This window comes from Streptomyces sp. NPDC094034, from assembly GCF_040303865.1.
Classification (GTDB): Bacteria; Actinomycetota; Actinomycetes; order Streptomycetales; family Streptomycetaceae; genus Streptomyces.
In genome coordinates this window covers 1-1,126 of the sequence record NZ_JBEOUD010000138.1, presented here as the reverse complement: position 1 = coordinate 1,126, position 1,126 = coordinate 1, and the positions used below count along the sequence as shown (strand labels likewise).

At 72.3% G+C, this 1,126-nt stretch carries 1 protein-coding gene; it reads left to right on the top strand.

All coding sequences use genetic code 11. The features are described 5' to 3' along the window. Window positions 1-95 precede the first annotated feature (95 nt). Window positions 96-1,106 (top strand): NAD(P)H-dependent glycerol-3-phosphate dehydrogenase, encoded by a 1,011-nt coding sequence (locus ABTZ59_RS37235; protein ID WP_111585548.1) that lies wholly within the window; start codon window positions 96-98, stop codon window positions 1,104-1,106. Window positions 1,107-1,126 lie beyond the last annotated feature (20 nt).

Here is a 1,126-nt window from a genome sequence, read left to right as displayed (position 1 = left end):
CCCGAGACGCCCTACGACCCGCGCCGCGAGCGGATCGAGCAGCGGCGCCGTACGCAGGCGCAGGCCAAGGTCGCGCAGGAAGAGGAGCAGAGCAAGTGAGCACGCCTGTGCGGGTGGCCGTCATGGGCACCGGTTCCTGGGGCACTGCCTTCGGCATGGTGCTCGCCGACGCCGGCTGCGACGTGACCCTGTGGGCCCGGCGGCCCGAGCTGGCCGAGACGGTCAACTCCACCCGGATCAACCCCGACTACCTGGCCGGTGTGGAGCTCCCGGAGAACCTGCGGGCCACCGCGGACGCCGCCGAGGCGCTGCGCGACGCGGAGTTCACCGTCCTCGCCATCCCCTCCCAGACCCTGCGCCAGAACCTCGCCGAGTGGCTTCCGCTGCTCGCCCCGGACACCGTGCTCGTCTCCCTGATGAAGGGCGTCGAACTCGGCTCCGCGATGCGGATGAGCGAGGTCATCGAGGACGTCGCCAAGGTCGGCCCGGAGCGCGTCGCCGTCGTCACCGGGCCCAACCTGGCCCGCGAGGTCGCCGCCCGGATGCCCGCCGCCGCCGTGGTGGCCTGCGCCGACGAGGCCGTGGCCCGGCGGCTCCAGGCGGCCTGCCACACGCCGTACTTCCGGCCGTACACCGAGACCGACGTGGTCGGCTGCGAGCTGGGCGGCGCGGTGAAGAACGTCATCGGGCTCGCCGTCGGCATCGCGGACGGCATGGGGCTCGGCGACAACGCCAAGGGCTCGCTGATCACCCGGGGCCTCGCGGAGACCGCGCGGCTCGGGGTCGTCCTCGGCGCCGACCCGCTGACCTTCGCCGGTCTCGCCGGTCTCGGTGACCTGGTCGCCACCTGCTCCTCGCCGCTGTCGCGCAATCACACCTTCGGCACCAACCTCGGCAAGGGCATGACCCTGGAGGAGACCATCGCGGTCACCCGGCAGACCGCCGAGGGCGTCAAGTCCTGCGAGTCCGTGCTGGATCTGGCTCGCAGGCACGGCGTCGACATGCCGATCGCCGAGACGGTCGTCGGCATCGTGCACGAGGGCAAGCCGCCGGTCGTCGCGCTCAGGGAGCTGATGTCGCGCAGCGCGAAGCCTGAACGACGCTGAGCGAAGCCGCCCGTTTTTGT